The following is a 24,191-nucleotide window of genomic DNA, read 5'->3' as shown; positions in this document are numbered from 1 at the left end:
CGGACCCGGCACCCTCCGGTTATGCGGCAAGCCCACGTTGCAAAGCAATTTCCGTGCGGGGATGGTGGGCCCGCGCTCCGGCAGGAACTTTGCCTTGCTCCTCCGCTTGACCGCGCGGGGCCGGCGTGCCGGCCCCTGGGACCCCGGACCATGAAGATCTTCCAGTGTCAGGCCTGCGACCAGCCGGTCACCTTCGAGGCGACCGGCTGCGAGAGCTGTGAGCGGCGCCTCGGCTATGTCTGCGCCCGGCATGAGGTCTCGGCGCTGGAGCCCGCCGGCTTCTCGGCACATCCGCGGATGGGCGGCGCGCAGATCTTCCACGCCTATGCCGATTCCGGGCCGCGCTACCGCTATTGCCAGAACGCCGTCGGGAACGCCTGCAACTGGCTGGTGCCGGAGGGCAGCCCGGACATCTTCTGCACCTGCTGCCGCCACAACCGCGTGGTGCCCGACCTCACCCTGCCGTGGAACCTCGTCCGCTGGCGCCAGATCGAGGCGGCCAAGCACCGGCTCTTCTACTCGCTGCTGCGCCTCGAACTGCCGCTGGCCACCCGCGAGCAATACACGGACGGGCTCGCCTTCGACTTCCTGGCCGACCCCTCCGAGGTGAACGCCGCCGGGGCGCCCGTGCTGACGGGGCACATCAACGGCCTCATCACCATGAACATCGCCGAGGCGGACGACGTCGAGCGCGAGCGGCGCCGGATCCTGTTCGGCGAGCATTACCGCACCCTGCTCGGGCATTTCCGCCACGAGATCGGGCATTATTTCTGGTACTTGCTGGTGATGAACAGCCCGGTCGAGGGGGCTTTCAGGGCGCTGTTCGGGGACGAGCGGCGCAACTACGTCCAGGCCCTGCACGATCATTACGCCGGGGGCGCCCCGCCCGACTGGGAGGGCAGCTACGTCTCGGCCTACGCCACCGCCCATCCGTGGGAGGATTTCGCCGAGACCTTCGCCCACTACCTGCACATCGTCGACACGATCGAGACCGCCTCGACCTTCGAGCTGCATGTGCGGCCGCGCCTGCGCCACGGCCCCCCGGCGCCGACGGTGATCGATTTCGACCCCTACGACACGGCCGACCTCGACCGGCTGATCGAGGCGTGGCTGCCGCTGACCTACGCGGTGAATTCCCTGTCGAGCAGCATGGGCCAGCCGGCGCTCTACCCGTTCAAGCTGACGCCGGCGGTGATCGCCAAGCTCGCCTTCGTCCACGAGCGCATCTACTCCGCCCGGGTCGGCGTGATGCCCACCCCCGACGAGGCCGACGCGGACATCCTCCGCGCGGTCATCACCGGCCTCCGCCAGAAGGTCGCCGCGCCGACCGTGTGAGGGGGATCACTGACGCGGGCGCGGAAGCGGCTTCAGGGTGATGAAGCGGGCCGTCCTCGACGCGTCGGCCTCATCGACTTGCCAGACGCTCCTGACCCGAGGGGCGGGTCCCCTGACGGCGGCCAAGGGCCCTTCGAAGTAGAGCTTCACGGCCCGATGCGCCCGCACCCAGCCCCGAAAGTTGCTGTGCCGGCTATGGTCGAACAGAGCCCGGGTCAGGTCGTCCGGCTTGCCGGGTTCGAAGCCGAATGCCGCGAGAAAACGACACTTCGCGGCGCCATCCCTGTGATCGGGGTTGAGCAGGTAGTCCGTAATCTTGGCCGGGGCGATGTGAAACCTTCGCGGCCACTCGTCCCAATCCGTCACCTCGCCGCGCGCTCCACGAGGCGCAGGGCGGCGGCATCGACCGTCGCCAGGGTATCGACCGGGTCGGTGAACTCGACTTCGAAGGCCTCGCCATCGGCGTAGATCGCCACGACGGTTCCGGTGGCGCCTTCCGGCACCGTCAGGTCGTCGTCACCCGCGACGGGCCGGAGCACGCGGACGCGGTCGAGTTCGCGCACGGGCTCATCGAGTCCGTGTTCCCCGTAGCCAGGAAGTGTCGATGTCGTCAGCCGTACACCCATGCCGCGGAGAATAATCCTTCCCCGGCCGAATGCAACGCGTCACCCCCGCCGCGTCTCGGCAAACGCCCGGAATGCCTCCAGCGTCTCGGCGCTGACATGGTGCTCGATGCCCTCGGCGTCCCGGCGGGCGGTCTCGGGGCTGACGCCGAGCGCGCAGAGGAAGCGCTCCACGATGCGGTGGCGCTCCCGCGCCTCGCCCGCGAGCCGCTTGCCGGCTTCCGTCAGGAACACCCCGCGATAGGGCCGCTGCTGCACCAGACCCTCGTCGCACAGGCGCTTCAGCATCTTGGCGACGGTCGGCTGCGCCACCCCGAGGCGGGCCGCGATGTCCACCTGCCGGGCCTCGCCGCCGTCGCCGATCAGGTCGTCGATCAACTCGACGTAATCCTCGACCAGTTCCAGCCGCCGCGCCTCGCGCGCCTGCCGGAAGCTCTCGACATGGCGCTCGGGATCGACGAGCGCGGTCTCGTTCCGGCCGGAGGAGTCCGCTTCCTGCATCCGATCGCCTCCGTCCGAGCCCTACCCCGTCCTTAGAGCGAGGGCCAAGGCCGTTGCAATCCGCCAAGCCAGTGAAAGCCCTTGCCGCGAGCCTCGGCTTTTCTATATAGCCGATGCTATACGAAGGAGATTGAACGGGCATGGCGGCAGGCGATCTCGCCGTGGCGGAGAAGCGGGCCGAGGGCGCGCTCAGCCGTTCGACGGAGGACGGCATCCGCGCCGTGCTCGACGGGCGGCCGGGCGGGCGCGCCCGGTTCCTGCTCTTCGCGGGGCCGGCGGTGACGGCCTCCATCGCCTACATGGACCCCGGCAACTTCGCGACGAACATCCAGGCCGGCGCCCGCTATGGGTACAGCCTGCTCTGGGTGGTGCTGGCGGCGAACCTCACCGCGATGCTGTTCCAGGCCCTCTCGGCCCGGCTCGGGATCGTCACCGGCAAGCATCTCGCCGAGCATTGCCGCGAGGCCATGCCCCGCCCCTGGCGACTGGCCGCCTGGGGCGTCAGCGAGATCGCGGCGATGGCGACCGACCTCGCGGAATTCCTGGGCGGGGCCATCGGCCTGTCGCTCCTCGCCGGCATCCCGCTGATGGCGGGGATGGGAATCACGGCGGTGGTCACCTACGCGATCCTGATGCTGGAGAACCGGGGGTTCCGGCCGTTGGAGATCGCCATCGGCGCGATGGTCGGCACGATCGGCCTCTGCTACGCGGCGGAATTGCTGATCGCCCCCGTCGCCTGGGGCGAGGCGGCCAAGGGGCTCGTCACCCCGAGGATTCCCGACGCCGAGGCCCTGACCATCGCGGTCGGGATCATCGGCGCCACGGTGATGCCCCACGCCCTGTTCCTGCATTCCGGCCTGACCCAGGGGCGCGGCGCCCCGCGCAACGAGGCCGACCGCCGTCTCCTCGTGCGCTTCTCCGACCGGGAGGTGCTGATCGCCCTGGCGCTGGCGGGCCTCGTCAACATGGCGATGGTGATCATGGCGGCTTCGGCCTTCCATGCCGGCCACAGCGAGGTGGCCGAGATCCAGGAGGCGTACAAGACGCTGACGCCCCTGCTCGGCCCGGCGGCGGCGGGGGCCTTCCTCGTCTCGCTCATCGCCTCGGGCGTGTCGTCCTCGGTGGTGGGCACGATGGCCGGGCAGATGGTGATGCAGGGTTTTACGGGCTGGCACATCCCGCTCCTGGTGCGCCGGCTCGTGACGATGGCGCCTGCCTTCGTCGTGGTCGCGGCGGGGGTGGACCCGACGCGGGCGCTGGTGCTCAGTCAGGTGGTGCTGTCGCTCGCCTTGCCGGTGCCGATGATCGCCCTCGTGGTGTTCACGAGCCGGCCCAGCGTGATGGGGGCCTTCGCCAACGGGCCCTGGACCAGGGCCGCCGCCACCGCCGGGGCGGCGGTGGTGCTGGCGCTGAACGTGGTGCTGCTGGCCCAGGCCTTCGGGGTGCCGGTGCCGGGGTTGGGGGAGTGAGTCAGTCGCCCGGCCGCCACGGGTCGAGGAGCCTCACGCCGGTCGCGGCGAAGTCGGCGATGTTGCGGGTCACGACCGTCAGGCCGTGGACGAGCCCCGTGGCGGCGATCCAGGCGTCGCGCTCGCTCCTCGGATCGGGCGCGTGGAGATGGGCACAGCGCACGGCGATGGGCGTGTCGATCGGCAGGATGCGCCCGGCGAAGGCCGGCAGGACCTTTTCGTGAAGCCAGAGCCGGAGCGTGGCCGCCTGCGTGCCGTCGCGGCGGTCGAGCTGGGCGATGCCGAGCTCGACCTCCATGATCGTGATGACGGACAGGTGGAGCCGCGCCGGGTCGGCCGCGTTCGCCCAGGCCTCGACCGCCGGATCGATCCGTCCGCTGCGCCGCTTGCGCAACTCGGACAGGACGTTGGTGTCGAGGAGATACATCAGTCGAAGGTGGCCGCGCGCGGGTGCGTCGGAGGCCGGGTGAAATCGATCTCGATCTCGCCGACGCCGTCCATGTCGAGGGCATCGAGAATCGTGCCGGCGCCCGCCCTCAGGCTCTCGTAGGCGCCGTAGGGCAGTACCGCCATGATCGGCCTGCCGCGCTCGGTGATGACGACCGGGCCCTCGACGGCAGCACGCTTGATGCGGCCCGGTTCGCGGTTGAACTCGCGGCTGGTGAAGGTGCGTGCGGCCATCTTGGGCCTTTCCTGTCGTGACATACAGACATTGTCGTCGCGACAGGGGTTGTCAACGGTCCCTGGGCCGCCCGCCTCACGCCGCCGAGGCGACGGCGGGGGAGATCCGCTTGCGGGCCTTGCGGTCCTCGGTGCTGCTGACGAAGGCCTGCGCCTCCTCCTTGCGCTCAAAGACGTGCGGCGCCACCCCGCGCTTCGTCAAGGCCTCCTCCATCTTGAGGCGCAGGAAGGCGCTTGTCGCGTAGCGGGTGGTGGTCGCGTAGTAGTTCGCCTGGAGATACTGGATCATCCCGGCGTAATCGTCGACGAGGTTGTCGTTCAGGCGGAACCCGTCGTGGTTGATCACGGCGTTGACCCGCTGGCCCGCCTTCCGGCACGCGTCCACGATGGTGAGGCGCAACTCGTCCATGTCGCCCTTCACCCGGCAGTACCAGCCTTCCAGGTTGACGAAGAGGATGTTGCGCTCGCCGTCGTAGCTCACCCGCGACTTGAGATCGAGGTTGAGCAGGTCGGAGGCCAGCTCCATCGGCTCCTCGCGAAAGATGCGCGGGTCCATCGGCACGGGGCTGCGCACCACGGGGGCGAAATCCATGTGGGCGAGGATGTCGCGCTCGACGTCGATGCCCGGCGCCACCTCGATCAGTTCCAGCCCCTCCGGCGTCAATTGGAAGACGCACCGCTCCGTCACGTACAGCACCGGTTGCGAGCGCTGCACCGCGTAGGGGCCGGAGAAGGTGTTCTGCTGCACCGCCGTCACGAACTTGCGCGCCCGGCCCTCGGTGACGATGCGCAACTGCCCGTCCTCGACGGCGATCTCCAGACCGCCGGCGGTGAAGGTGCCCGCGAAAACCACGGTGCGGGCGTTCTGCGAGATGTTGATGAAGCCGCCGCAGCCGTTCAGCTTGCCGCCGAACTTCGACGTGTTGACGTTGCCGAGGGCGTCGCACTCGGCCATGCCGAGGCAGGTCATGTCGAGGCCGCCGCCGTCGTAGAAGTCGAACATCTGGTTCTGGTCGATGATGCAGTCGGCGTTCGTGGCCGCGCCGAAGCTCGACCCCGAGGCGAGCACGCCGCCCACCGCCCCCGCCTCGGTGGTGAGGGTGATGTAGGGGGTGACCTTCTCCTCGTTCGCCACCGAGGAAATGCCCTCCGGCGCGCCGACGCCGAGGTTCACGACACCGTTCGGCGGCAGTTCGAACGCCGCCCGGCGGGCGATGATCTTGCGCTCGTTGAGCGGCATCCGCTTGATGCCGGTGACAGGGACGCGGATCTCGCCCGCCAGCGCGGCGTCGTGCATGACGCCGTAGTTCATGCGGTGCATCTCGGGCTCGGCGACCACGACGCAATCCACGAGGATGCCCGGCACCCGCACGTCCTTGGGCAGCAGGTAGCCGTCATCGACGATGCGCTCCACCTGCGCGATGACGATGCCGCCGTTGTTGCGCGCCGCCATCGCCTGGGCGAGGCAATCCAGCGTCAGCGCCTCCTTCTCGTAGGAGAGGTTGCCGGACGGGTCCGCCGAGGTGGCGCGGATGAAGGCCACGTCGATCTTGGTGGCGGTGTAGAACAGCCATTCCTCGCCATCGACCTCCACGAGCTTGACGATGTCCTCCGTCGTCAGGTCGTTGACCTTCGCGCCGCCGTGGCGGGGATCGACGTAGGTCTGCAGCCCCACCTTCGAGAACAGGCCCGGTTGGCCGGCGGCGCAGGCGCGGTAGAGCTGCGAGATCACCCCCTGGGGCAGGTTGTAGCCGCGGATCAGGTTGTCCTGCGCGGCCTTGGCCACCTTCGGCATCCGCCCGAAATTGGCGGCGATCACCCGCGAGAGCAGGCCCGGATGGTGCAGCCGCCCGGTGCCGAGCCCTTTGCTGTCGCCCGCGCCGGCCGTCATGATCAGGGTCAGGCCCCGGGGCGAGCCGGTCTCGACGAAGCGTTTCTCCAGGGCGGCATGCAGCGCCTCCGGGATGCAGCTCTGCACGAAACCCGTGGTGGTCACGACATCGTTCACGCGGACCAGGGCGATGGCCTCGTCCGCCGAGATGACCTTGTTCTTCCTCATGGGCCTGCCGATCCTCCCTGACATCCGGTCGGTCGGCGGGGTGGTCCCCGTCCGCCGGACGTGTCGTCGTGAGGCCGCGCGGCGCCTTGGAAGAATCCGCCGCGCGAATGACTGCATTCCGAATGCAATCGTCGTTGCGGCGCACCGTTGTTTTTCGCGTTGCACGAAACCGGGGCCTATTGCCCCGACAATACACCTATTCCGACCCAATGCGCCGCTCAAAAACTCTTCGACGCGCCGTCATAAAAATTGCGGAGCCGGGGCGCGAACCGTCATCCCGCCCGCACCACGACCTCTACGAGGTTCGCCCGCCCCGAGGCGATGCCGGCCTCGATGGCGGGCGCGATGTCGGCGGCGCGGGCGACGCGCCGCGCCGGCACGCCCATGGACGCGGCGAGCGCCGGGAAGTCGATGCGCGGGTCGGTGAGGTCCATGGCGATGAAGCGGTTCGCCCGCGCCGAGGCGTAGTGCGCCTGGCCCTTCATGAAGGTCTTGAGGATGTTGTACTCGGCGTTGTTGATCACCACGAAGGTGACCGGCAGCTTCTCGTGCGCGGCGGTCCAGAGGGCCTGGGGCGAATACATCGCCGCCCCGTCGCCCACGACGCAGACCACCGGCGCCCGGTCGATCCCGAGGGAGAATCCCACCGCCGCCGGCATCCCCCAGCCGAGCACGCCCCCGCGCATCGCCGCGTATTGGTGCACGGAGGGGCTGTCGAGGAAGGTGCGCAGGTGGGTGAGCGTCGCGGGTGCCTCGTCGATGATCGGGGTCTGCGCGCCGACCGCGCGGGCGACCTCGCGGGCCGCCGCCAGGGGATCGATCACCGGATCCTCGAAGGCCGCGTCGGCCGCCGCGTGGAGCTTCCGGCGGCGCTCGGCCTGCGCGGCCACCGCCTGCTCGCGCAGCGCGGCGAACGCCTCCGCCCGCTCGGCGAGGCGGGGGGCGAGGAGCGGCAGCAGCGCGTCCAGCGAGGCGCGGATGTCGCCCACCGTCGAGAGGGCGGTGGCGTAGGTGCGGCCGAGGTCGCGCACGTCGGCCGAGAGCTGGAACACGGCGGTGCCGGGCGGCACCGCCGAGCCCTCCGAGTAGAGCACGGTGATGAGCGACTTGCCGCCGAGCGCGAAGACGGCGTCGTAGCGCCCGAGGATCGCCGCGATGGAATCGGCCCGGGTCGGCAGGTTGCCGGCCCAGAGGGGATGGCTCGTGGGGAACGGGATGTGGGCGGGCCAGGAGGAGCCGTAGACCGGCGCGGCGAGCAGGTCGGCGAGCGCCACGGTCTGCGCGGCGGCGTCGGAGGAGTCGATCTCGTCGCCCGCGATGAGCGCGAGGCGCCCCGGCGCCACGGCGGCGAGCTTCTCGGCCAGCCGGTCGAGGGAGCCCGCCACGGCGCGCTGGTCGATGGTCGAGGTCTCGCCGGCCGGGACGTCGGTCAGCGCGTCCATGACGTCCATGGGCAGGGAGAGGAAGACGGGGCCCGAGGGCGCGGCGGCGCAATCGTGGAAGGCCCGGCGCAGGAGGACCGGGATCTGATCCGGGCGGGTCACCTCCCGGGCCCACTTCACCACCGGGTCGGCGATGGCGACGAGATCGCCCATCAGCAGTGGGTCGGTGAGGGCGTGGCGGGTGTCCTGCTGGCCGGCGGTGACGACGAGCGGCGTGCCCGAGACCTGGGAGTTCACGAGGCTGCCCATGCCGTGGCCGAGGCCGCCGGCGGTGTGGAGGTTGAGGAAGGCCGGGCGCCGGGCGCCCTGGGCGTAGCCGTCCGCCATGGCGACGGCGGTGGCCTCCTGCAGGGCGAGCACGTAGGCGACGTCCGGCGCCTCGGTGAGGGCGTCGATGAGCGGCAATTCGGTGGTGCCGGGATTGCCGAAGATGTAGCGCACGCCCTCCGAGCGCAGCACCTCCACCAGCAGTTCCGCGCCCCTGCGCCGCCCGGCGGCCTCGACGGTGGTGACGGTCATCGTGGGTTCCCCAAAGCCGGCCCGAGGCTAGACTGGGGTTCCCAAAGGGCAAGCCCTTTGGTGGGGTCCAGGGGCAACGCCCCTGGGCATGGCAGGGCCTCGCCACGCGTAGGATATCGAAACCGATTCCGGCGGATGCTAGATTATGATACTAATTGGTGATACTAAATGAGGCTCAGCGGAAGGCACCGCGCGACGCTCGAGGCGGTGTTCGCCGATCCGGTGCGGTCGGGCATCGTCTGGACCGACATCGAGGCTCTGATGGCGGCGTGCGGCGCGGAGATCGAGGAGGGACGGGGATCCCGCGTCCGGATCGCCCTGAACGGCGTGCGTGCGGTGTTCCACCGACCGCATCCGCAGAAGGAGACCGACAAGGGCGCGGTGAAGTCCGTCCGGCGCTTCCTGTTCGAGGCGGAGATTCGGCCATGACCACGATGCACTACAAGGGCTACGAGGCCGTCGTCGAATTCGACGAGGAGGCCGAGCTGTTCCATGGCGAGGTGCTGAACCTCCGCGACGTGATCACCTTCCAGGGCAGTTCCGCGGCCGAGCTGAAGCAGGCTTTGGCCGACAGCATCGAGGATTACCTGGCGTTCTGCGCCGAGCGCGGCGAGGAGCCGGAGAAGCCCTATTCCGGGCAGTTCGTCGTCCGGGTCGAACCGGGCCTCCACCGGGCCGTGGCGTCGGCCGCCCGGCGGGACGGCGTCAGCCTGAACAAATGGGTGGCGCGGACGCTGGAACGCGCCGCGGGGTGAGACGCAGGGCGCCGCCCTGCACCCGCCAGAGGGCTCAGCCCTCTGGACACCCCGTCTCACGCGCGCAGCGTGTCGATGAGGTCGCGCACGAAGGGTGGGAGCGCGTCGAGGTCGCGCAGGCACAGCGTCAGGTCGCGCCGCGCCCAGGGGTCGGAGAGGGGCACGACCGCCAGGGCGAGGCTGCGCGCCGCGCGGAGCGCCGTGCTCTCGGGCAGGATCGCGAGGCCGACCCGTGCCTCCACCAGCCGGCACACGGCATCGAAGCCGCGCAACTGCGCCCGCAGGCGCATCGGCCGCCCGGCCCGGGCCGCCTTCTCGACGAGGAAGCGGCTGATCGCGCTGCGGCGGTCGAGGCCCACGAGGTCGCGCTCCAGCACGTCGGCCAGGGCGACCTCCGCGCGGTCGGCCAGCGGGTCGCCCCGCGCCGCCACGAGGACGAAGCGGTCCTCCCGGAACGGGAAGGTCGCGAGCCCCCCCGTGTCGACCGTGCCGGAGAGGAGCCCGAAATCCGCCGCGCCTTCCGCCACCAGCCCGACGATCTCGTCCGAGGTGCGCTCCTCGATCTCGACGGCGATGCCGGGATGCGAGGCGAGGAAATCCGCGAGGGGGGCCGGCAGGAATTCGATCAGCGCGTGGGTGTTGGCCACCACCCGGATCTGCCCGGCGGCGCCGCCGGAATAGGTCGCCATCTCCTCCCGCAGGCGCTCGGTGCCGGCGAGGATCGCGCGCGCGTGGCCGAGCAGCGCCCGCCCCGCCGCCGTGGGGCTCACCCCCTGCCGGCCCCGGACGAGCAGGGCCGTGCCGAGGCTGTCCTCCATCGCCCGGACTCGCGCCGAGGCGGCACCGAGGGCGAGGTGGGCGCGCTGCGCCCCATGGGTGATCGAGCCGGCCTCCACCACGTGCCGGAACAGACCGAGATCCACGAGGTCGAAGCGGAACATCGACGGGCCGTCCTTCCCCCCGCGATCGGCTCAGAAGGGGCTGATCGGAAAGAACCGCAGGTACAGCTCGGTGTATTTCCCGTCGTCCCAGACCCGTTGCAGGGCGTCGTCGAGGGCGCGGGAGAGGGCGGCGTCCTCCTGCCGGGTGACGAGGCCGATCCCCTCCCCGAAGAACCGGTTCTCCAGGTAATCGCCGCCGATCAGGGCGCAGCAGGTCTCGGCCTCCTGCCCGCCCACGTAGAGGGCGAGGTTGAGCCCGTCCGCGAACAGGTAATCGACCTCGCCGCGCTTCAGCGCGCCCTCGGCGGCGGCGAGATCGGTGAACGCGCGGGGCTTCGCCTTGGGGAAGAAGGTCGCGAGATAGGCCGCGTGGGCGCTGCCGCCGATCACCCCGACGCTGCGCCCGTCGAGATGGGCCGGCGAGGGTTCCGGCAGGCCCCGGTCGGTCCGCGCGGCGAAGCGCGCCGGCCAGCGGAAATACGGCCGCGTCGCCAGGAACTTGCGCCGCAGGCCGGCGGTGAGGGGGATCGCGGCGGCGACCACGTCGCCCTGCTTGGATTCGAGGGAATCGAGCAGGGTGTCGAACCGGCGGGCCTGCACCGTGCAGGGGACGGCGAGCTTCTCGCAGACCGCCCGCGCCAGTTCCACGACGAAGCCGGTCGGGGTGCCGTCCGGCCCCGCGAAATGGAGCGGCGGGAACTCGTCGTCGGTCAGGAAGCGCACGGCCCGGCCGGTCTGGGGCGCCTCGACGCGCTCGCCCCGGCTGCGGGGGTTCCAGAAATCCGGCACCGCCACGGCGGGCACGGTGCCCTGCCCTGCCGGGGGCGCCGCCATCGCCGGGGCCGCGAGGGCGAGCCACAGGGCGGTGCCCACAGCCCATCGCCGGGCCGAGCTTGACCGTGGGAGAGGCGGAATGCTCCTCATGGAGCGGGGACGGGGCGGAGGGCTCACCGCCCTCCCCTAGCACGGCTCGAGCCCGCTGCGGGAGCGGAACCTGCGGTGACGGTCCAGGGGCAACCGATCGCTGCGACCACCGGCCTCCCGCCGGAGATCGCCTTCCTCCTGATCCAGGGCGTGGAGGGGCGCCTGCTCGCCGACGCGGCCGAGGCGGCGCGGCGGGCCGGCACCGACGCGGCCACCGCCCTGCTCCATGCCGGCCTGATCGACGAGGCCTTCTATTACCAGGCGCTCGCCCGCGCCCTCGGCATCCCGTTCCTCGACGGGCCGATCCCGTTCGGGGCGGGCCTGCGCCATCCCGATTGCCTCGTCGCCGGCCGCGCGCCCCTGGCGCCGGGCGCCTGCGCCGAGGCCGTGATCGCCCCGCGCGGACCCGCCATCGCGGATCTCCTCGCCGGGCGCAGTCCCACGGCCGGCCTCGCCCTCACCGCGCCGGGGCACCTGCGCGAGGCGGTGTTCGCGGCGATCCCGGATGTGGTCGCCGCCGAGGCCCTAAGGCACCGTCCGCTCGGCCCGGCCGCCGGGCCGGCGCTTCTCGCGATTGCCCTGTGCCTCGCGGCGATGGCCTGCCTCTACGCCGCCGCCCCGCCCCTGCCGGCGCTCGTCCTGACGCTGGGCGTGCAGGGGCTGGTCCTGGCGCTGACGGCCGTCCGCCTCGCAGCGCCGCTCCTCGACCCGCCGGGGGTCGCGGCGCCGCCGCTGACCGACGCGAGCCTGCCGGTCTACACGGTCCTCGTGCCCCTCTACCGGGAGGGCCGGGTGGTGGACCGTCTCGTGAAGGCGCTGGCCGCCCTCGATTATCCGGTGGCCAAGCTCGACATCAAACTGCTGATCGAGGCCGACGACGACGAGACCGCCCATGCCCTGGCCAGGGTCCCCTTCCCCGCCCGGTTCGAGGTAATCACCGTGCCGCCGGGCTGGCCGCGCACCAAGCCGCGCGCCCTGAACGTCGCCCTGCCGCTGGCCCGGGGAAGCCTCCTCGTCGTCTACGATGCCGAGGACGTGCCGGAGCCCGACCAGCTGCGCAAGGCGGCGGCGATCCTCGCGGCCGAGCCTCCGTCGACCGCCTGCCTCCAGGGCCGGCTCGTCATCGACGACCACGACGACGGGATGCTGCCCAAGTTCTTCGCCGCCGAATATGCCGGCCTGTTCGACGTGCTGAACCCGGCGCTCTGCGCCCTCGACCTGCCCGTGCCCCTCGGCGGCACCACCATGCACCTGCGCACGCAGGTGCTGCGCGACCTGGGCGGCTGGAATCCCGGCTGCGTGACGGAGGATGCCGATCTCGGCCTCCGGCTGGCGCTCGCCGGCTACCGCACCGCCGACCTGCCGAGCGCGACCTACGAGGAGACCGCCAAGGGCTGGCGGCGGTGGAGGGCCCAGCGGACGCGCTGGCTCAAGGGCTTCCTGCAGGTGAGCCTCGCCCACGGGCGCCATCCCCGGGCGCTGTGGTCCGCGCTCGGGCCCCTCGGCGCCTTAAGCGCCCTCGCCCTCCTGCCCGGCACCGTCGCCTCGGCCCTGGCCTATCCCGTCTGCCTCGTCCTGTTGGCGTGGAACCTCGCCGCCGGGCGGCTCGCGCCCGCGCCCTTCGTCCTCGACAACCTCGCCACCGGCCTCGCCCTGACGCTGTTCGTCGCGGGCCTCGTCGCGATGGTGGCGCCCGCCGCCCTCGGGTGCCGCCGACGGGGCTGGGGCGACCTGTGGTGGGTGGCGCCCCTGCTGCCGGCCTACTTCCTCGGCGTGAGCGTGGCGGCCTGGGCGGCCGTCCTCGAACTGGTCCGCGCGCCCCATCGTTGGAACAAGACCGAGCACGGTTTCGCCCGGTCCTCGCGCAGCGGCAGGCGCGGCGTCACGCGGCGGCAACGGAACGGCGGGTCCGCCGTTGATTCCCCATGAGCGATCAAGCGGCCACCATTGCGATCCTGATCGGCACCCCCGCCGGCGCCCGGCTCCTCGCCTCCGGCACCGAGCGCGACGCGGCCCGGGCCGCCGAACTGTTCCTGCTGCGCCTGCCCGCCCGGGCGCTGCCCGCCCCGCTCTGGGTCCAGTGCGGGGACCGGGTCGCGGGCGACCGCCTCACCGCCTACCTCGCCGATTTCCAGGCCGAGCGGGTGCGCGAGCGCGACGGGATGACGGCGCCGGGATTCTGATCCCTCGGCGCGAAAGGTGCTACAGCGGCCCGCCCCATCCCAGCGGAGCGGCCGATCCGTGACGACCTCTTCCGACAGCCCGATCCAGGTGCTCCTGCGCTTGATGGCCGACTTGCGCGATCCCGTGCGCGGCTGCGCCTGGGACGTGGAGCAGACGCCCGCGACCATCGCGCCCTACACGATCGAGGAGGCCTACGAGGTCGCCGACGCGGTGGCGCGGGGCGACCGCGACGACCTGCGCGACGAGTTGGGCGACCTGCTGCTGCAGGTGGTGTTCCAGGCCCGCATGGCCGAGGAGGACGGCGCCTTCGCCTTCGACGACGTGGCCCGCGCCATCACCGCCAAGCTGATCCGCCGCCATCCGCACGTCTTCGCGGCCGATGGCACCTTGCTACCCGAGGGCTCGCCCCGGCGCGACCCGGCGGAGGTCGAGGCGCAATGGGCGGCGATCAAGGCGCAGGAGCGGGCGGCCAAGCCGGTCGCGGCGCCCGATCCCCTGGGCGGCGTCGCGCACGCCTTGCCGGCCCTGATGCGGGCGGAGAAGGTCTCGCGCCGGGCCGCCGCCTATGGGTTCGACTGGGACGACGCGGCCCAGGTGATCGACAAGGTCCGCGAGGAGACGGACGAGGTCGCCGAGGCCCTGGAGCGGGGCGAGACGGGGCCGCTCGCCGAGGAGATCGGCGACCTTCTGTTCGCGGTGGCGAACCTCGCCCGCCACGCCGGCATCGACCCGGAGGCGGCCCTGCGCGACGGCACCCTGAAGTTCGAGCGCCGCTTCCGCGCCATGGCCGAGGAGCTGCGTGCCGAGGGCGGGGAGCTCGGCCGTTCGGACCTCGCCGCCATGGAGGCGGCCTGGGGTCGGGTGAAGCGGTCGGAGAAGGCGTAAAGCCCGTTTGTAGGAAAAGAGAGGGCTATCGAATCGGCCGGTTCAGCCGTATCGAGGCGGCATGGTCGCCTCGCCCAAACCGCAGCCGCTCGGGTCGTCATCCGATGACACACGGCGCGCAGTTTCTGCCACTGCCGGTGTGCCGGCCAGCGGCGTGGGCGGAGGTTCCGGCGGAGGATCGCCCGGCACCCCGGAGAGGACGATCCACAACGAGATCACGAAGCTCAAGGCCAACACCGTCAATGCCGCGGCCATCGCTTTCTTCATCGGCGGGGGCGTCGGGCCGCTGATCGGCATCGGCGTGACGGGTTTCACCCTGCTTCAGGCCGTCATGGCCCTCGTTTGGTTCTTCGTCGGGTTGGTCCTACATTCGATGGCTCAGACCGTCCTCGGAGGGCTGCTTCCATGACGATCGGTATCGTCTACCTGCTCTTCGTCGTTCCGGCCGTCGCGATGGGCCTCGGTGCGCTCGCGGTCGTGACGACGAGACGGAGCGCGGCCCGGATCCGCGACATCGAGCGTCGGCGGATCGCGAACTGATCCGCCCTCACACCGCGACCCCTTCCAGCACGAGCAGTACCAGCGGCAGGGCCGCGCCGGCGAGCACGGTCTGGAGGGCGATGATGCCCGCCATGAGCGGGGCGTCGCCGCCGAGCTGGCGGGCCATGATGTAGGAGGAGGAGGCGGTCGGCAGGGCCTGGAACAGCAGGGCCGTGGCCGCTGCCGGGCCGCGCAGGCCCAGCGCGAGGCAGGCGAGCACCGTCGCCAGGGGCATCAGCCCGAACTTCACCGCCGAGGTGACGGCGAGGGGCCGGATCCAGGTCCGCGCCGCCCCGAAATCCAGCGCCGCCCCGACGCAGAGCAGGCCGAGCGGCAGCGAGGCCTGCCCCAGCCCCTTCAGCATCCCGTCGACACCCACCGGCAGGGGCAGGTGCAGCGCCTGGAGGGCGATGCCGATGAGGCTCGCAACGACGAGGGGATTGAGGGCGAGCTGCTTGGCGATGGCCGCCGGGGCGAGCCGCCCGCCGGAGCCGAACCGGGCGAAGACGAGGACGCAGAGGATGTTGACGGTGGGCACGATGGCGGCGTTCGCCACGGCGGCGAGCGCGAGGCCCTGCGCCCCGAACAGGCCCACCGCCGCCGAGACCCCAACATAATTGTTGAAGCGGATGCCGCCCTGGAACACCGAGGTGAAGGCCGCGCCGTCGAGGGCCAGATGCGGGCGCAGCATCAGGAGCACCAGGGCGACGGCGACGGTCGAGGCGACGAGGACGAGGGCCAGCGACAGCACCGGCACCCCGTCGAGCCGTGCCGTGGCGAGTCCGTGCACGAACAGGGCGGGCAGCAGCACGTAATAGCCGAGGCGTTCCGCCTGCGGCCAGAACGCTTCGCCGATGAACCCGATCCGGCGCAGCACGGCCCCGAGGCCGATCAGCAGCGCGATCGGCAGAAGGGCGAGGAGGATGGCGCCGGTCACGGGGCGAGGTCCGGGGTGAGAGGAGGCGGGAAAGACTGGCGCGGCGCGGAGGGGGACCTCCGCCTCAGGTCACGCTGCCGTAAAGGTCATACGCCTCGGCCCGGTCGATCTTCACCGACACGATGTCCCCCACGCGCACCGGGCGGCGGAAGGCGGCGTGGACGGTGCCGTCGATCTCCGGCGCGTCGGCCTTGGAGCGGCCCCTGGCGATCCCGCCCTCCACCGCGTCCACGATCATCGGCATCCGGCGGCCGACCTTGGCCCGTTGCAGGCGCAGGGCGACGGCGTTCTGGGTCTCCATGAAGCGCCGCTTGCGCTCGGCCTTCACCTCCGGCGGCACCGGGTCCGCGATGGCGTTGGCGGTGGCCCCCGCCACGGGCTCGAACTCGAAGCAGCCGACCCGGTCGAGCTTCGCCTCCTTCAGCCACTCCAGCAGTTCCTCGAACTCGGCCTCGGTCTCGCCGGGGAAGCCGACGATGAAGGTCGAGCGGATCGCGAGGTCGGGGCACCCGGCGCGCCACGACCGGATCCGGTCGAGCTGCTTCTCCTGGTTGCCGGGCCGGCGCATCCGCTTGAGGACGGACGGGCTCGCGTGCTGCAACGGCATGTCGAGGTAGGGAAGCACCTTCCCCTCGGCCATGAGCGGGATCACCTCGTCCACGTGCGGGTACGGGTAGACGTAGTGCAGCCGCACCCAGGCCCCGAGCTCCCCGAGTTCCTTGGCGAGGTCGTAGAAGCGGGCGCGGACCTGACGGTCGCGCCAGGGGCTCTCGGCGTAGCGGATGTCGAGGCCGTAGGCGCTCGTGTCCTGCGAGACGACCAGAAGCTCCTTCACGCCGGCCTTGACCAGCTTCTCGGCCTCGCGGAGCACGTCCGCCGCCGGGCGGCTCACGAGGTCGCCGCGCAAGCTCGGGATGATGCAGAAACTGCAGCGGTTGTTGCAGCCCTCGGAAATCTTCAAATACGCGTAGTGGCGCGGCGTCAGCTTGATGCCCTGCGGCGGCACGAGGTCCAGGAACGGGTCGTGGGCCGGGGGCGCCGCCTCGTGCACCGCCGCCACCACCGATTCGTAGGCCTGCGGGCCGGTGACGGCGAGGAGGTCCGGGTACTTCTGGCGGATCTCCTCCGGCTGCGCGCCCATGCAGCCGGTGACGATGACCCGCCCGTTCTCGGCCATGGCCTCGCCGATGGCGGCGAGCGATTCGGCCTTGGCGGAATCGAGGAAGCCGCAGGTGTTCACGATGACGAGGTCCGCCCCGTCGTGCTTGCGGGCGAGTTCGTAGCCTTCGGCGCGCAGGTGCGTCAGGATGCGCTCGGAATCCACCAGCGCCTTCGGGCAGCCGAGGGAGACGAACGAGATCTTGGGGGCGCCCGGGGAGGCAGACTTGCTGTCGGGCGAGGCGGTGCTGGTCATGGGGCCATCGGATGCGGCGGCGCCCGCGCCGCTCACGGCACGTCGAGGACGCTGGCAGTCTTCGGGATGGACGCCGATATAGCGGATCCAGGCCGCGAGTGCGAGCCTGCCCGCTCTTCCCCCACGGCATCGCCTGTGCGAGGGCGTCCCGACACCGCCGCGATCCGAAGGCCCGACCCCGGTTCATGTGGACCCGAGACCTCCCCACGCTCGACGCCATCGCCGCCGCCGCCCGGCTGCGCGCCCTGCCGGGGCTCGCCGTGCTCGACAGCGCCATGCGGCACGATGCCCTGGGCCGGCTCTCGGTGGTGGCCGCCGATCCCTTCGCCCGGTTCCGCTTCCGCGACGGGCAAGCCACCCTCGATGGGCGCCCCGTTCCCGGCGGGCCGTTCGAGGCCCTGCGCGCCTGCCTCGCGCCCTACCGCCTCCCGGCCGATCCCGCCCGGCCCTTCCCCGGCGGGGCCATCGGCTACATCGCCTACGATTGCGGCGCCTCCCTGGAGCGGGTGACGCCCCCCGCCCGCCGCGCCGGGCTGACCGACGACATCGCCCTCGACTTCTACGACACGGTGCTCGCCCTCAACCACGCGGCCGGCACCGCGACCCTGCTCTCGACCGGCTTCCCCGAGACCGAACTGGGACCCCGCGCGGCGCGGGCCGAGGCCCGCCTCGCCGCCTTCGCCGAGCTTCTGCGCGACGCCCCCGCGCCGGAGCCCGCGCCGGAGTGCGGCGACCTCGCATGGCGCTCGAACTTCACCCGGCAAGCCTATGAAGTGGCGGTCGAAACCGTGCGCGATTACATCCGCGCGGGCGACATCTATCAGGCGAACATCGCCCAGCGCTTCACGGCGGACCTCCCGGCGGGGTTCGATCCCTTCGCCCTCTACCGGCGCCTGCGCGAGACCAACCCGGCCACCTTCGGCGCCTACCAGGAATTCGAGGGGCTGACGGTGGCCTCCTCCTCGCCCGAGCGGTTCGTGCGGCTCGACGGGCGCCATGTTGAGACCCGGCCGATCAAGGGCACCGCCAAGCGCCTGTCCGATCCGGCGGAGGATCGCGCCGCCGCCGAGGGGCTCGCCGCCTCGGCCAAGGACCGCGCCGAGAACGTGATGATCGTCGATCTCCTGCGCAACGACCTGTCGCGGGTCTGCGCGCCGGGCAGCGTCGCCGTGCCGGTGCTGTGCGGGCTGGAGACCTATGCCGGCGTCCACCACCTCGTCTCGGTGGTGACGGGCACGTTGCGGGACGGGCTCGACGGCCTCGACCTGCTGGAGAAGACGTTTCCGGGGGGCTCGATCACCGGGGCGCCGAAGATCCGCGCCATGGACATCATCAGCGAGATCGAGGGCGACGCCCGCGAGATCTATTGCGGCGCCATCGGCCGGATCGGCTTCGACGGCGACCTCGACACCTCCATCGCCATCCGCACCGTGTTCATGGACGACCGCGAGGCCGTGCTTCAGGCCGGCGGCGGCGTCACCCTGCTCTCCGAGCCCGGGCCGGAATACGACGAGACGCTCGCCAAGGCTGAGCGGGTGTTCGAGGCATTCCGATGATCCTCGTCCTCGACAATTACGACTCGTTCGTCTTCAACGTCGTCCGCTACTTCGAGGAGCTGGGCCAGGAGGTCCGCGTCGTGCGCAACGACGCCCTCGACGTGGCCGGCATCCGGGCGTTGGCGCCGGAGGCCCTGGTCATCTCCCCCGGCCCCTGCACCCCGGCCGAGGCGGGGGTCTCGCTCCCGGCGATCCGCGACCTGTCGGGACACCTGCCGATCCTCGGCGTCTGCCTCGGGCATCAGGCCATCGGCGCGGCCTTCGGCGGAAAGGTCGAGCGGGCGCGGCGGCCCCTGCACGGGCAGGCGACGCCGGTCGCCCATGACGGCCAACGCCTCTTCGCCGGCCTGCCCGCCCCGATGCCGGTGGGGCGCTACCATTCCCTGGTGGTGACGCCCCAGCCCGGCATGGAGGCGAACCTCGCCGTCGATGCCGTCTCCGACGAGGGCGAGGTGATGGCCCTCTCCCATCGGCGGCACCCGACCTATGGGGTGCAGTTCCACCCGGAATCGGTGCTCACCGAGAACGGCCACGCCATCTTCGGCAACTTTCTCGATCTCGCCCGCGCGTGGCGGGAGGGCCGGCGCGATGCTGTGGCGTGACGGGCAGATCCTCGCGGGCACGGAAGCGCCCCTCGACCATGCCGACCGGGGCCTGACGCTGGGCGACGGACTGTTCGACACCGCGCTCGCCCTGAACGGCCGCGTCGCCTTCGAGGACGCGCATGTCGCAAGGCTCGTCGCCTCCGCCGAGGTGCTGGGCATCCCCGCCGACGCGGCAGCGATCCGGTCGGCCATGCGCGCCCTCGCCGGCCGGGGCGAGCGGCTCGCGATCCGCACCACGCTGACGCGCGGCGCCGGCCCGCGGGGCCTGAAGCCGCCGGAGGTCCCCCGCCCGAGCTTGTTCGCCACCGCCGCCCCGAGCGGCCGGGCCATCGCCTTCGCGCCCCTGCGGCTGCGGCCGACCGCCATCGCCCGCAACGACACCTCCCCCGCCGCGCGGCTGAAGACGCTGGGCTACCTCGACGCCGTGATCGCGGCCGGCGAGGCGGCGCGGGACGGGTTCGACGAGGCGCTGTTTTGCAACACGAAGGGGCTCGTCGCCTGCGCCGGGACGGGCAACGTGTTCTGCGTGGCGGACGAGGGCACCCTCCTCACCCCGCCCCTCACGGACGGCGTGCTGCCCGGCATCGTCCGCGCGCAAGTGCTGGCGTTGGCCCCGGCTCACGGCCTCGCCGTGGCGGAGCGCTCCCTGACGCCGGACGACGTGCGGCGGACAGAGGCCGTGTTCGTCACGAACTCCCTGCGCCTCCTCGCCCCGGTGACGGCGCTGGGCGAGACCGCCTACGACAGTGCCGGCCACGCCGCCTTCGCTCTGCTGCGGGAGGCGCTGTGCGCGGCGGTGGCGGAATCCTGCGGTGTTACCCCGGAAGAGGTCGCGTGAGCGAAGGCAACGGTCGAAGGGTCCTGCGCTGGGGGCTGTCGGGGGCCTACGCCTTCATCGGCGTGGTGCATCTCGTCGCCACCGACGCGATGCTGCCGCTGATGCCCGATTGGGTGCCGGAGCCCCGCCTCGTCATCCAGGCGACGGGCCTGTGCGAACTCGCCGGGGCGCTGGGCCTGCAGATCCCGGCGACGCGGAAGGCGGCCGCCATCGGCCTCGCCCTCTACGCGGTCTGCGTCTACCCGGCGAACCTCAAGCACGCCTTCGCGCACATCCACATCGAGGGCATCCCGGATTCCTGGTGGTACCACGGCCCCCGGCTGGCCTTTCAGCCGGTCTTCGTCTGGGCCGCCCTCTGGGCCGGCGGGCTGATCGATTGGCCGTTCCGGTCCGCCGCCGACCGAGGCCGGCGGTCTTGACCAAGACAGCGGTCAGAGCGATCTTCAGGGAGTGGCCGGGCGGCCTTTCGACCGCCCGACCGTGCGATGCCGTCAGCCGAGGCTAACGCGGAGGACCAGGTGCATGCTGGTCCTCCGCACTCGGCGGAACATCACACACACGCGAATGCGTGGCACAAACCACACCATCTCGTGCTCTCCTTCGTGACCGAGCGATGCCGTCGCCCGCAGGCACCCGGCGGCTCACCGGGCACGGGGCCTGTGCACACCCTGGCGTTTCCGCACGATCACGGGGTCTGCTTCGCACGCCGGGAATGGATCCTCAACAGAAGACTGCCATCCCAACGGCTCCGGGAGCGCCCAGAATCGTGGCGTTCGGTCGGTCGTGCATCCTGCGCTGGAAAATCCGAACCGGCTGGGGACTGGACCGTGCGGCGATGGCGAATCGCGCGGGCCGCCTTGACCCGGCTCCCCTCTCCTTGGCATTGAACGAACCGGGAACATCTGGGGCGTCAGCGATGCAGGCGGAGGTCGCCCTCCGGAAGATCATCCATATCGACATGGATGCGTTCTACGCCTCCGTGGAGCAGCGCGACGACCCGTCCCTGCGCGGCAAGCCGCTGGCGGTGGGCGGCTCGCGAGAGCGGGGCGTAGTGATGGCCGCGAGCTACGAGGCGCGGCCCTTCGGCGTGCGCTCGGCCATGCCGGCGGCGACCGCGCGGCGGCTCTGCCCGGACCTCGTCTTCGTGAAGCCGCGCTTCGAGGTCTACCGGCAGGTCTCGGAGGAGATCCGCGCCGTCTTCGCCCGCCACACCGAGGTGATCGAGCCGGTCGCCCTGGACGAGGCCTATCTCGACGTCACCGAGAACTTCTTGGGGCTGCCGACCGCGACGGCGGTCGCGAAGGCGATCCGCGCCGAGATCCTGGAGCGCACCGGCCTCGTGGCCTCGGCGGGGGTGTCCTACAACAAGTTCCTGGCCAAGGTCGCCTCGGACCACCGCAAGCCGAACGCCCTGTTCGTCATCACCCCGTCGATGGGGGCGGATTTCGTGGCGGAGCTGCCCATCGGGCGCTTCCACGGGGTCGGGCCGGTCACGGAGGCCAAGATGAAGCGCCTGGGCATCGAGACCGGCGCCGACCTGCGCGCCTGGGATCTCGACCGCCTCAAGGAGACGTTCGGCTCGGCCGGGCACTATTATCACGCCGTCGCCCGGGGCATCGACGAGCGGCCGGTGCGGGCGCACCGCATCCGCAAGTCCATCGGCGCCGAGACCACCTTCACCGACGACACCGCCGCCTACGACGTGCTGGCCGAACGCTTGGCGCCGATGGTGGACAAGGTCTGGCGCGGCGCCGAGGCGAAGGCCATGCGCGGGCGCACCGTCACCTTGAAGCTCAAGTTCTCGGACTTCTCCCTCGTCACTCGCGCCCGCTCCATGGCGGCGCCGGTCCCCGACCGGGAGAGCCTGGAGCGGATCGGCCTCGAGTTGTTGCGCGGGCTGTTTCCCCTGCGCCGCACCGCCCGGCTGATCGGGGTCTCGCTGTCGGGCTTCACGCAGGAAGAGGCCGAGGCGCCGCAGCAGCTCGGCCTCGGGCTGTGAGACCGGATCGGCCTACTTGTTCTTGCGCGGCCGGTGGTTCGGATCGACGCCGCCCTCGGGGGTCGTCTCGTTCTCGACATCGCCCTCGAAGGTGGAATCCAGCTCCAGCTCTTCCGGGTCCGCCCCGGCCATGCCCTTCGAGGTGCCGATCCCCGGATTGCCCTTGAGGTCCGCGTCGGTGGGCGTGGTCGTCTTGGGTTGCTTGTTGGACATGCTGCCTCCTGATGAGCCAAGGGCAACGCCGGTTCCCGTCTCGGGTCCCGGCCCTGCGGCGCTTCGCCCTTTCAGGTGACGTCGGCCGTCCCGATCCGGCCGATGCCGGCGGCCTCCATCCGCGCCCAGGCGGCGGCGACGGAGCCGCCCGCCGACGAGGGCACGTCGATGCCCGCGACCGCATCCTCCACCACCCACGCCTCGAACCCGGCCGCCCGCGCGTCGAGGGCGCTCCACAGGACGCAGAAATCCGTGGCGAGGCCGCACAGGACGACCCGGCGGATGCCGCGCTCCCGCAGGGCCCCGGCGAGGCCGGTGCGGGTCGTCCGGTCGGCTTCGAGGAAGGCGGAGTAGCTGTCGACGCCGGCCTGGAGACCCTTGCGCACGATGAGGGCGGCGCGGGCGGTGTCGAGCCCCGGCGCGAAGGCCGCGCCCGCACTTCCCTGCACGCAATGGTCCGGCCAGAGGGCCTGCTCTCCTCCGGCGAGGCGCACCGTCTCGAACGGCGCCCGTTCGGGGTGGTGCGACGCGAAGGAGACGTGTCCCGGCGGGTGCCAATCCTGGGTCAGGGCGATGTGCCGGAACCGCGCCTGGAGCCCGTTGATCGGCCGGACGACGGCATCGCCGTCCGGCACGGGGAGCGCACCTCCGGGGAGGAAGTCGACCTGCACATCGACGACGAGGAGCAGGTCGGTGTCCCCTGGGGTCAAGGCACCATGACCGTGGAGCCGGTGGTCTCGCGGCCGGCGAGGTCGCGATGAACCTCTTGGGCCTCGGCCAGGGGGCGCACGGCGTTCACGGCGATCTTCACCGCGCCGGAGCGCACGGCGTTGAACAGGTTGGCGGCGGCCTCTTCCAGCACCGGGCGCTGGCTGGCGAAGGTGGCGAGCGTCGGCCGCGTGACGTAGAGCGAGCCCTTGGCCGCGAGCAGGCCGAGGTCGAGCCCGGTGATCGGGCCGGAGGCCGAGCCGAAGCTCGCCAGCAGGCCGGTGGGGGCGAGGCTGTCCAGCGAGCCCATCAGGGTCGCCTGTCCGACGCCGTCATAGACGACCGGCACGCCCTTGCCGCCGGTCAACTCGCGCACGCGCTTGGCCACGTCCTCGCTGCGGTAGAGGATGACGTGATCGCAGCCGTTCTGCTTGGCGAGTTCCGCCTTCTCCTCGCTGCCGGCGGTGCCGATCACCGTGGCGCCGAGATGTTTGGCCCATTGGCAGGCGATGAGGCCGACGCCGCCCGCCGCCGCGTGCCACAGGATCGTGTCGCCGGGCTTCACCTTGTAGGTGCGGTTCAGGAGGTATTCGGCGGTGAGGCCCTTGAGCATCATCGCGGCGGCGGTCTGGGCGTCGATGCCCTCGGGCATCGGCACGGCGGCGGCGGCAGCGATCACCGGCTCCTCCGCGTAGCAGCCGTCGGCCACGGAGCCGTAGGCGACCCGATCACCGACCTTGAACTGCGCGACGCCCTCGCCCACGGCGGTCACGGTGCCCGCGCCCTCCTTGCCGGGGGTGAAGGGCATGTGCGGGGACTTGTAGGCGCCCGTGCGGAAATAGATGTCGATGAAGTTGACGCCGATCGCCTCCTGGCGGACGCGGATCTGGCCGGCGCCCGGCTCGGCGAGCGGCACGTCCTCCAGCTTCATCACCTCGGGGCCGCCGTACTCGTAGACCCGGATCGCCTTCGGCATCGTTCTCTCCCGTGATGTCACACCCCGCCCCGCAGCGAGATAGACTCACGGGGGCGGGAGGCAATTTCTTTTGTCGGGGCGCCCCGG

Annotated in this window: 28 protein-coding genes; 14 read left to right on the top strand and 14 right to left on the bottom strand. The window is 71.5% G+C overall.

Features of this window, described 5'->3' with window-relative positions:
* Nucleotides 1-150 precede the first annotated feature (150 nt).
* Nucleotides 151-1,335, top strand: a complete 1,185-nt coding sequence (locus AAHF99_RS12420) for a zinc-binding metallopeptidase family protein (RefSeq protein WP_342164640.1) — start codon at nt 151-153, stop codon at nt 1,333-1,335.
* Nucleotides 1,336-1,341: 6 nt separating this feature from the next.
* Here the strand turns inward: AAHF99_RS12420 and AAHF99_RS12415 are convergent, their stop codons facing one another.
* The 3 genes from AAHF99_RS12415 to mntR form a co-directional block, all read right to left on the bottom strand.
* A complete protein-coding gene (locus tag AAHF99_RS12415; protein ID WP_342164639.1) occupies nt 1,342-1,701 on the bottom strand; it encodes a DUF6883 domain-containing protein in 360 nt (119 codons plus the stop codon).
* Nucleotides 1,698-1,898, bottom strand: a complete 201-nt coding sequence (locus tag AAHF99_RS12410) for a DUF4926 domain-containing protein (RefSeq protein WP_342164638.1) — start codon at nt 1,896-1,898, stop codon at nt 1,698-1,700. The genes AAHF99_RS12415 and AAHF99_RS12410 overlap by 4 nt, the downstream gene beginning before the upstream one ends.
* 102 nt (nt 1,899-2,000) lie before the next feature.
* The gene (gene mntR / locus AAHF99_RS12405) at nt 2,001-2,459 is read right to left on the bottom strand and encodes a manganese-binding transcriptional regulator MntR (protein ID WP_342164637.1); all 459 of its coding nucleotides are present in this window, start codon (nt 2,457-2,459) and stop codon (nt 2,001-2,003) included.
* A 140-nt stretch (nt 2,460-2,599) separates the two neighbouring features.
* Between mntR and AAHF99_RS12400 the strand changes: the two genes are divergently transcribed.
* Nucleotides 2,600-3,928, top strand: a complete 1,329-nt coding sequence (locus AAHF99_RS12400) for an Nramp family divalent metal transporter (protein WP_342164635.1) — start codon at nt 2,600-2,602, stop codon at nt 3,926-3,928.
* Between the two features lies 1 nt (nt 3,929).
* Here AAHF99_RS12400 and AAHF99_RS12395 read toward each other — a convergent pair whose 3' ends face one another.
* From AAHF99_RS12395 to AAHF99_RS12380, 4 genes are all read right to left on the bottom strand, one after another.
* Nucleotides 3,930-4,358, bottom strand: a complete 429-nt coding sequence (locus tag AAHF99_RS12395) for a type II toxin-antitoxin system VapC family toxin (RefSeq protein WP_342164710.1) — start codon at nt 4,356-4,358, stop codon at nt 3,930-3,932.
* On the bottom strand, nt 4,355-4,609 hold the full coding sequence (locus AAHF99_RS12390; RefSeq protein WP_342164633.1) for a type II toxin-antitoxin system Phd/YefM family antitoxin: 255 nt from the start codon (nt 4,607-4,609) through the stop codon (nt 4,355-4,357). Before AAHF99_RS12390 ends, AAHF99_RS12395 begins: the two co-directional genes overlap by 4 nt.
* A gap of 76 nt (nt 4,610-4,685) precedes the next feature.
* Nucleotides 4,686-6,668, bottom strand: coding sequence for an acyl CoA:acetate/3-ketoacid CoA transferase (locus AAHF99_RS12385; protein ID WP_342164632.1), 1,983 nt, complete (start codon nt 6,666-6,668; stop codon nt 4,686-4,688).
* Nucleotides 6,669-6,940: 272 nt separating this feature from the next.
* A complete protein-coding gene (locus tag AAHF99_RS12380) occupies nt 6,941-8,629 on the bottom strand; it encodes a thiamine pyrophosphate-binding protein (protein ID WP_342164631.1) in 1,689 nt (562 codons plus the stop codon).
* 168 nt (nt 8,630-8,797) lie between these two features.
* Between AAHF99_RS12380 and AAHF99_RS12375 the strand changes: the two genes are divergently transcribed.
* A complete protein-coding gene (locus tag AAHF99_RS12375) occupies nt 8,798-9,058 on the top strand; it encodes a type II toxin-antitoxin system HicA family toxin (protein ID WP_342164630.1) in 261 nt (86 codons plus the stop codon).
* Nucleotides 9,055-9,384, top strand: coding sequence for a type II toxin-antitoxin system HicB family antitoxin (locus AAHF99_RS12370; RefSeq protein ID WP_342164628.1), 330 nt, complete (start codon nt 9,055-9,057; stop codon nt 9,382-9,384). Before AAHF99_RS12375 ends, AAHF99_RS12370 begins: the two co-directional genes overlap by 4 nt.
* 56 nt (nt 9,385-9,440) lie before the next feature.
* Here the strand turns inward: AAHF99_RS12370 and AAHF99_RS12365 are convergent, their stop codons facing one another.
* Entirely contained in the window at nt 9,441-10,325 is an 885-nt protein-coding gene (locus AAHF99_RS12365; protein WP_342164627.1) for a LysR substrate-binding domain-containing protein, read from the bottom strand.
* Between the two features lie 30 nt (nt 10,326-10,355).
* Nucleotides 10,356-11,159 (bottom strand): transporter substrate-binding domain-containing protein, encoded by an 804-nt coding sequence (locus tag AAHF99_RS12360; RefSeq protein WP_342164709.1) that lies wholly within the window; start codon nt 11,157-11,159, stop codon nt 10,356-10,358.
* Between the two features lie 165 nt (nt 11,160-11,324).
* On the opposite strand from AAHF99_RS12360, the gene AAHF99_RS12355 reads away from it, so the two are divergent.
* From AAHF99_RS12355 to AAHF99_RS12335, 5 genes are all read left to right on the top strand, one after another.
* Complete coding sequence (locus AAHF99_RS12355; RefSeq protein WP_342164626.1) at nt 11,325-13,178, top strand: glycosyltransferase family 2 protein; 1,854 nt, start codon at nt 11,325-11,327, stop codon at nt 13,176-13,178.
* The gene (locus AAHF99_RS12350; RefSeq protein ID WP_342164624.1) at nt 13,175-13,432 is read left to right on the top strand and encodes a hypothetical protein; all 258 of its coding nucleotides are present in this window, start codon (nt 13,175-13,177) and stop codon (nt 13,430-13,432) included. The genes AAHF99_RS12355 and AAHF99_RS12350 overlap by 4 nt, the downstream gene beginning before the upstream one ends.
* A gap of 58 nt (nt 13,433-13,490) precedes the next feature.
* Nucleotides 13,491-14,318 carry a nucleoside triphosphate pyrophosphohydrolase gene (mazG, locus tag AAHF99_RS12345; RefSeq protein WP_342164623.1) on the top strand — a complete coding sequence of 276 codons (828 nt, stop codon included), beginning with the start codon at nt 13,491-13,493 and terminating at the stop codon, nt 14,316-14,318.
* A gap of 61 nt (nt 14,319-14,379) precedes the next feature.
* A complete protein-coding gene (locus tag AAHF99_RS12340; RefSeq protein WP_342164622.1) occupies nt 14,380-14,727 on the top strand; it encodes a hypothetical protein in 348 nt (115 codons plus the stop codon).
* Entirely contained in the window at nt 14,724-14,858 is a 135-nt protein-coding gene (locus AAHF99_RS12335) for a hypothetical protein (RefSeq protein ID WP_342164621.1), read from the top strand. The genes AAHF99_RS12340 and AAHF99_RS12335 overlap by 4 nt, the downstream gene beginning before the upstream one ends.
* A 7-nt stretch (nt 14,859-14,865) precedes the next feature.
* Here AAHF99_RS12335 and AAHF99_RS12330 read toward each other — a convergent pair whose 3' ends face one another.
* On the bottom strand, nt 14,866-15,795 hold the full coding sequence (locus AAHF99_RS12330) for an AEC family transporter (protein ID WP_342164620.1): 930 nt from the start codon (nt 15,793-15,795) through the stop codon (nt 14,866-14,868).
* Between the two features lie 64 nt (nt 15,796-15,859).
* On the bottom strand, nt 15,860-17,209 hold the full coding sequence (gene rimO / locus AAHF99_RS12325; protein ID WP_342164619.1) for a 30S ribosomal protein S12 methylthiotransferase RimO: 1,350 nt from the start codon (nt 17,207-17,209) through the stop codon (nt 15,860-15,862).
* 185 nt (nt 17,210-17,394) lie between these two features.
* Between rimO and pabB the strand changes: the two genes are divergently transcribed.
* The 5 genes from pabB to dinB all read left to right on the top strand — a co-directional run bounded on the left by pabB (nt 17,395) and on the right by dinB (nt 22,207).
* Nucleotides 17,395-18,765, top strand: a complete 1,371-nt coding sequence (pabB, locus tag AAHF99_RS12320; protein ID WP_342164618.1) for an aminodeoxychorismate synthase component I — start codon at nt 17,395-17,397, stop codon at nt 18,763-18,765.
* On the top strand, nt 18,762-19,367 hold the full coding sequence (locus AAHF99_RS12315; protein ID WP_342164617.1) for an anthranilate synthase component II: 606 nt from the start codon (nt 18,762-18,764) through the stop codon (nt 19,365-19,367). The genes pabB and AAHF99_RS12315 overlap by 4 nt, the downstream gene beginning before the upstream one ends.
* Nucleotides 19,354-20,208, top strand: a complete 855-nt coding sequence (locus tag AAHF99_RS12310; RefSeq protein ID WP_342164616.1) for an aminotransferase class IV — start codon at nt 19,354-19,356, stop codon at nt 20,206-20,208. The genes AAHF99_RS12315 and AAHF99_RS12310 overlap by 14 nt, the downstream gene beginning before the upstream one ends.
* A complete protein-coding gene (locus tag AAHF99_RS12305) occupies nt 20,205-20,627 on the top strand; it encodes a DoxX family protein (RefSeq protein WP_342164615.1) in 423 nt (140 codons plus the stop codon). Before AAHF99_RS12310 ends, AAHF99_RS12305 begins: the two co-directional genes overlap by 4 nt.
* Nucleotides 20,628-21,124: 497 nt before the next feature.
* The gene (gene dinB, locus AAHF99_RS12300; RefSeq protein ID WP_342164614.1) at nt 21,125-22,207 is read left to right on the top strand and encodes a DNA polymerase IV; all 1,083 of its coding nucleotides are present in this window, start codon (nt 21,125-21,127) and stop codon (nt 22,205-22,207) included.
* A 12-nt stretch (nt 22,208-22,219) separates the two neighbouring features.
* Here the strand turns inward: dinB and AAHF99_RS12295 are convergent, their stop codons facing one another.
* From AAHF99_RS12295 to AAHF99_RS12285, 3 genes are all read right to left on the bottom strand, one after another.
* The gene (locus AAHF99_RS12295) at nt 22,220-22,420 is read right to left on the bottom strand and encodes a hypothetical protein (protein WP_243953175.1); all 201 of its coding nucleotides are present in this window, start codon (nt 22,418-22,420) and stop codon (nt 22,220-22,222) included.
* A gap of 71 nt (nt 22,421-22,491) precedes the next feature.
* The gene (locus AAHF99_RS12290) at nt 22,492-23,130 is read right to left on the bottom strand and encodes a nicotinamidase (protein WP_342164612.1); all 639 of its coding nucleotides are present in this window, start codon (nt 23,128-23,130) and stop codon (nt 22,492-22,494) included.
* On the bottom strand, nt 23,127-24,104 hold the full coding sequence (locus AAHF99_RS12285) for a quinone oxidoreductase family protein (RefSeq protein ID WP_342164610.1): 978 nt from the start codon (nt 24,102-24,104) through the stop codon (nt 23,127-23,129). Before AAHF99_RS12285 ends, AAHF99_RS12290 begins: the two co-directional genes overlap by 4 nt.
* Between the last annotated feature and the right edge of the window lie 87 nt (nt 24,105-24,191).

The sequence above is a fragment of the Methylobacterium litchii genome, from assembly GCF_038442315.1.
GTDB lineage: Bacteria > Pseudomonadota > Alphaproteobacteria > Rhizobiales > Beijerinckiaceae > Methylobacterium > Methylobacterium litchii.
The sequence above is the reverse complement of the archived record's forward strand: the minus strand, read 5'-3'. Positions and strand labels throughout refer to the sequence as shown.

Coding starts and splice junctions, on each gene's coding strand:
- AAHF99_RS12420 (WP_342164640.1), top strand. CDS start 151: ATGAAGATCTTCCAGTGTCAGGCCTGCGACCAGCCGGTCACCTTCGAG.
- mntR (WP_342164637.1), bottom strand. CDS start 2,459: ATGCAGGAAGCGGACTCCTCCGGCCGGAACGAGACCGCGCTCGTCGAT.
- AAHF99_RS12400 (WP_342164635.1), top strand. CDS start 2,600: ATGGCGGCAGGCGATCTCGCCGTGGCGGAGAAGCGGGCCGAGGGCGCG.
- AAHF99_RS12390 (WP_342164633.1), bottom strand. CDS start 4,609: ATGGCCGCACGCACCTTCACCAGCCGCGAGTTCAACCGCGAACCGGGC.
- AAHF99_RS12385 (WP_342164632.1), bottom strand. CDS start 6,668: ATGAGGAAGAACAAGGTCATCTCGGCGGACGAGGCCATCGCCCTGGTC.
- AAHF99_RS12380 (WP_342164631.1), bottom strand. CDS start 8,629: ATGACCGTCACCACCGTCGAGGCCGCCGGGCGGCGCAGGGGCGCGGAA.
- AAHF99_RS12375 (WP_342164630.1), top strand. CDS start 8,798: ATGAGGCTCAGCGGAAGGCACCGCGCGACGCTCGAGGCGGTGTTCGCC.
- AAHF99_RS12370 (WP_342164628.1), top strand. CDS start 9,055: ATGACCACGATGCACTACAAGGGCTACGAGGCCGTCGTCGAATTCGAC.
- AAHF99_RS12365 (WP_342164627.1), bottom strand. CDS start 10,325: ATGTTCCGCTTCGACCTCGTGGATCTCGGTCTGTTCCGGCACGTGGTG.
- AAHF99_RS12360 (WP_342164709.1), bottom strand. CDS start 11,159: ATGGCGGCGCCCCCGGCAGGGCAGGGCACCGTGCCCGCCGTGGCGGTG.
- AAHF99_RS12350 (WP_342164624.1), top strand. CDS start 13,175: ATGAGCGATCAAGCGGCCACCATTGCGATCCTGATCGGCACCCCCGCC.
- AAHF99_RS12340 (WP_342164622.1), top strand. CDS start 14,380: ATGGTCGCCTCGCCCAAACCGCAGCCGCTCGGGTCGTCATCCGATGAC.
- AAHF99_RS12335 (WP_342164621.1), top strand. CDS start 14,724: ATGACGATCGGTATCGTCTACCTGCTCTTCGTCGTTCCGGCCGTCGCG.
- rimO (WP_342164619.1), bottom strand. CDS start 17,209: ATGACCAGCACCGCCTCGCCCGACAGCAAGTCTGCCTCCCCGGGCGCC.
- pabB (WP_342164618.1), top strand. CDS start 17,395: ATGTGGACCCGAGACCTCCCCACGCTCGACGCCATCGCCGCCGCCGCC.
- AAHF99_RS12315 (WP_342164617.1), top strand. CDS start 18,762: ATGATCCTCGTCCTCGACAATTACGACTCGTTCGTCTTCAACGTCGTC.
- AAHF99_RS12310 (WP_342164616.1), top strand. CDS start 19,354: ATGCTGTGGCGTGACGGGCAGATCCTCGCGGGCACGGAAGCGCCCCTC.
- dinB (WP_342164614.1), top strand. CDS start 21,125: ATGCAGGCGGAGGTCGCCCTCCGGAAGATCATCCATATCGACATGGAT.
- AAHF99_RS12295 (WP_243953175.1), bottom strand. CDS start 22,420: ATGTCCAACAAGCAACCCAAGACGACCACGCCCACCGACGCGGACCTC.
- AAHF99_RS12285 (WP_342164610.1), bottom strand. CDS start 24,104: ATGCCGAAGGCGATCCGGGTCTACGAGTACGGCGGCCCCGAGGTGATG.